This window comes from Mesorhizobium sp. M1A.F.Ca.IN.022.07.1.1 (assembly GCF_003997575.1).
Lineage (GTDB): Bacteria > Pseudomonadota > Alphaproteobacteria > Rhizobiales > Rhizobiaceae > Mesorhizobium.
On the sequence record NZ_RZST01000420.1, the window covers coordinates 1 to 4383 of the forward strand.

The 4383-nt window shown below is 65.6% G+C and carries 4 protein-coding genes; all 4 read left to right on the plus strand.

From position 1 onward, the window contains the following. On the plus strand, window positions 1-264 hold a 264-nt coding region (locus EOA75_RS29425; protein WP_245466774.1), incomplete at its 5' end, for a sarcosine oxidase subunit delta. Then, the gene (locus EOA75_RS29430; RefSeq protein WP_127325799.1) at window positions 261-3110 is read left to right on the plus strand and encodes a 2Fe-2S iron-sulfur cluster-binding protein; all 2850 of its coding nucleotides are present in this window, start codon (window positions 261-263) and stop codon (window positions 3108-3110) included. The genes EOA75_RS29425 and EOA75_RS29430, both read left to right, overlap by 4 nt. 2 nt (window positions 3111-3112) lie before the next feature. Continuing rightward, complete coding sequence (locus EOA75_RS29435; protein WP_067327493.1) at window positions 3113-3709, plus strand: hypothetical protein; 597 nt, start codon at window positions 3113-3115, stop codon at window positions 3707-3709. Beyond that, the coding region (locus tag EOA75_RS29440) for a dihydrodipicolinate synthase family protein (protein ID WP_164747641.1) at window positions 3706-4383 on the plus strand (678 nt) is incomplete at its 3' end. The genes EOA75_RS29435 and EOA75_RS29440, both read left to right, overlap by 4 nt.

Sequence of the window (4383 nt, forward strand, 5' to 3'; positions counted from 1 at the left end):
CTGCTTGACTGCCCCATGAACGGCCCGCGCAACATCGACGAATTCCAGTCCTTCGGTCCGCTGCGGCAGAGGCCCGATGCGGACGCTGCCGCCGACGCTGCCGCCGACGCTGAGTGGGCAAGGCATCTCTTCCGCGCGGACAATCGAAAAGGTGTGGTGGTCGAGTGCTGGCGGCACGTGCCGAGCAACTTCTTCTTCCTCGCCGAGCGCGACGTCGTCACCAACGAGATCATCCGCACCTACGCCATTGGGAGCCGGCCATGACGCGGCTTGGCACGCCATACGGTTCGCGCCTCGACCGGACGCGGCCTGTCCGCTTCACCTTCGAAGGCAAGGCTTATCATGGCTTTGCCGGCGACTGCATCGCCAGCGCGCTGGCGGCCTCGGACCAGTGGGTCCTGTCGCGCTCGTTCAAATACCACCGGCCGCGCGGCATGATGACCATGGCCGGCGCGGAAGCGAACACGCTGGTGCAATTGCCGTCGGAGCCGAATGTTCCCGCCGACCTGACGCCGCTCCAGGACGGCATGATGGTTACGGCGCAGAACGTCAACGGCTCCCTGGAAAACGACCGCGATGCGGTGATCGACCGCTTTGGACGTTTCCTGCCGGTCGGCTTCTACTACCGCACCTTCATGGGTCCGAGACAGGACAGCTGGCTCCGCTTCTGGGAGCCGATGATCCGTCGCAAGGCGGGGCTCGGGATCGTCGACGTCAAGGCGCCGCATCTGAGTTTCGACAAGGCGCATCTTCACTGCGACCTGCTGGTCGTCGGCGCGGGGCCGGCGGGTCTATCGGCTGCGATCTCGGCCGCACAAGCCGGCGCCGACGTGCTGTTGTGCGACGACAATCCCGAAATTGGCGGTTCGCTGACCTATCGCCGCTGCGATCCGGGCATATTGTTCAGTCTGGCAGCCAAGGCAGCCAAGCTCCCCAATCTGCGCATCATGACCGGCACCATCTGCAACGGCTGGTATGAGGACAATTGGCTGCCGCTGATCCAGGGCAACCGGCTCTACCGAACCCGCGCCCGCGAGGTTGTCCTGGCAACAGGCGCCATCGAGCAGCCGGCGGTGTTCCGCAACAACGATCTGCCTGGCATCATGACCGGCGGCGCCGTGCAACGATTGCTCCGCCATTACGCGGTGCAACCTGGCCAGCGGGCCGTCGTGCTGGCCGCCAATGACGATGGCTACGACTCCGCGCTGGATCTGGTCGAGGCTGGCGTCGAACTGGCCGCGATCGTCGATCCTCGGCCAAATGCCGGCGACCGCGCCGGTGAGCTTCGGGCCAGGGGGATAGGGATCCTCGCAGGCGCCCCGATCGAGGAAGCGTCCGGGACGCGCGGCAACAAGCATGTGACGCGGGTCCGCATTGGCAGCCGCTGGATCGACTGCGATCTCGTGGCGGTCTCCGTCGGCTCGGTGCCTGCCTGGCAGTTGCCCTGCCATGCGGGAGCGATAGTTGGCTACGACGATGCGACGGCGCGAATGACGCTCAGTCTGCCGGTGGGCGCGGCCGTCCGGCTGGCAGGCGCCGTTGCCGGCAAATCGCGGTTGCAGTCTGCGATGGCCGACGGCCGCCGCGCCGCGCGCGAGGCTCTGGAGCGGCTCGGCCACGGCGATCCTCCTGACGTGCAGAACGAATACGAGCCCGAGCCAGCTGCCTGGGCACAACCGCTCGCCGGCAACGCAAAAGGTCGCGACTTCGTCGATTTCGATGAGGATCTGCAGGTCAAGGACCTCAGGAATGCGGTCAAGGAAGGCTATCGCGAACTCGAACTGGTGAAGCGCTTTTCCACCGTCGGCATGGGGCCGAGCCAAGGCAGGCATTCGGCGCTCGCCACGGCGCGGATTGTCGCCGAAGCGACGGGGCGCGGGGTTGGCGAGATGGGCATCACCACGGCGCGGCCGCCGACCGGACCGGAGAAGCTCGGCGTGCTCGCCGGCCATCACGAGCCGTTGGAGCGGCGCACCGCGCTGCATGCGCGCCATCTCGCACTCAACGCTCGCATGAAGCCGATCGGTGCCTGGTGGCGGCCGTATTTTTACGGGCCGGAAGACCGGATAGACCGCCTGGTCCGCGAAGAGATCGCCGCGGTCCGCAACGGCGTCGGCATGCTCGACGTGTCGACTTTGGGCAAGCTGGAGATCCGCGGTCCTGACGCCGGCGCCTTCCTCGATCGGATGTACACGATGGCGCATGCCAACCAGCGCGTCGGCCGGGTCCGCTACTGCCTGATGCTCAACGAGATGGGGACGGTTATCGATGACGGCGTCGCCTATCGTCTCGCCGATGACCTGTTCTACGTCACCGCGACGACCGGCGCCGTCGCCCGCGTGCAGGCCGACATGCTGTTCTGGAATGCGCAGTGGCGGCTGAAGGTCGACGTGCTCAACGTCACGGCAGCATTTTCCGGCATGAACGTCACCGGCCCGAAGGCGCGTGAGGTCTTGCAGGCGCTAGATGGCGACATCGATTTCTCGCGCGACGCTTTCCCCTATCTCCACGGGCGCGAAGGCATGCTGGCCGGCCTGCCGGTGCGTGTGATGCGGATCGGCTTCACGGGCGAGGTGAGCTACGAGCTGCACTGTCCTTCGAGCTATGCGGTCGCGCTGTGGGACGCTTTGTCCGAGGCCGGCAAGCCGCATGGCTTGCGTCCCTATGGACTCGAGGCCTCGCGCATGCTGCGGCTTGAAAAGGGGCATATCCTGATCGGCCAGGATACCGACGCGCTGACCACGCCCAACGAGCTCGGTTTCGGCTGGGCGGTTTCGAAGAAGAAGCCCTTCTTCGTCGGCAAGCGGTCAATCGAGATGCGGACGAGGCTTGGCGAAACGCGCCGGCTCGTCGGCCTCTCTTTCGAGGGTGCAAGCAACATCCCCGGCGAGTCCTGCCTGGTGCTGCGCGGCGGCAACCCGGTTGGGCAGATCACTTCGATTGGCTTCTCGCCAACGCTTCGCCACACAATCGCGCTGGCCTATGTCCATATCGACGACGCTGCCCCTGGCAGCAAGGTCACGGTGAAGTGTCGCAGCGGCGAATTGGTGCAGGTGCCGGTGGTCGGTCACGCCTTCTTCGATCCGCAGAACGTCCGGCAGGAGATGTAAAGATGGCCGGTCTTGCCATGCGAACATTTCCCCTGTCGCCGGACGGCTCGGCCGCTGAAGCAGTTCTGCCAAACGGGCAGCTGATAGTGACCGATCTGACGGCCCGATCGCGCTTCGGCATCAAAGGGCCCGGCAGTTCAGCCTGGCTCGAAGCGCAAGGTCTCGCCTTGCCGCCCGTCAATCGCATCGCTAGGCAGGGCGGCGTCAGGCTGCTGCGTCTAGGCAGCGAAGATTTCCTCGCGATTGACGATATCGCCGGTGGCGCCGTCGCAAAGCTCGTCGCTGCCTGGCAGGCCGAGAAAGGTTCGCGCGGCTATTGGTCCTGGCGCGAGGAAGGCTGGAGCTGGATGCGGCTTTCCGGCCAGTCGGCAGAAGCGGTGATGGCGAGGCTTTGCGCACTGGACCTCAGGCCTGGCCGTTTTGCCGATGACGAGATCGCGCAGACGCGCGTCGCGAATCTCGAAGCCGTGCTGGTGCGCAGCGAGGCAGGCTTCCACGTCTTCTTCGACATCGCCTCAACAGCATTCTTTATCAGAACAGTCGACGCGGCAGCGAAGCTCGCCGACGGCGACACGACGACCCGGGAGAACCATCGATGAACAGCGTGCAAGGCGTCATTGGCCCCATCCTGACGCCCTTCGACAAAGACGGCAGCGTCGCCCGCGATCTGTGGGTCAACCATGCGAAATGGGTGCTTGCTCAGGGCGCGCATTACCTCTCGCCGTTTGGGACGACCGGCGAGGCGCTGTCGCTGTCGCCGCGCGAACGCATGCAAGCCCTGGAGTGGCTGGCCGAGGCCGGCATCCCGGCGGATAAGATGATGCCCGGCACAGGCGTTACCGCGGTGCCCGAGACGCTCGAACTCAGCCGGCATGCCCTGGAACTCGGCTGCGCTGGCGTCATGGTGCTGCCCTCGTTCTTCTACACTGCGGCGGGCGATGACGGGCAGGCGCGCTACTATTCGGAACTGGTCGAGAAAGTCGCCAGCCCGAAGCTCAAGCTGATCCTCTATCACATCCCGCAGAATTCCGGGGTGCCGGTATCGCCGGCGCTGACGGCGCGGCTCAACGCGGCATTTCCCGAAACCGTTGTCGCCTACAAGGACAGTGCCGGGAACTGGGACAACACCGCGGCCGTGATCGCTGCGGCGCCCAACGTCTCCGTCTTCCCGAGTTCCGAAGGCCAGCTCACCCAAGGCCTGGCCGCCGGCGCGGCGGGTTGCATTTCCGCTTCCGTCAACCTCAACGCCAAGGCTATCCGCGCCGTCTATGAC

Bases quoted from the DNA above. Each gene is read 5' to 3' on its own strand.
- EOA75_RS29435 (WP_067327493.1), top strand. From the start codon at position 3,113: ATGGCCGGTCTTGCCATGCGAACATTTCCCCTGTCGCCGGACGGCTCG.
- EOA75_RS29430 (WP_127325799.1), top strand. From the start codon at position 261: ATGACGCGGCTTGGCACGCCATACGGTTCGCGCCTCGACCGGACGCGG.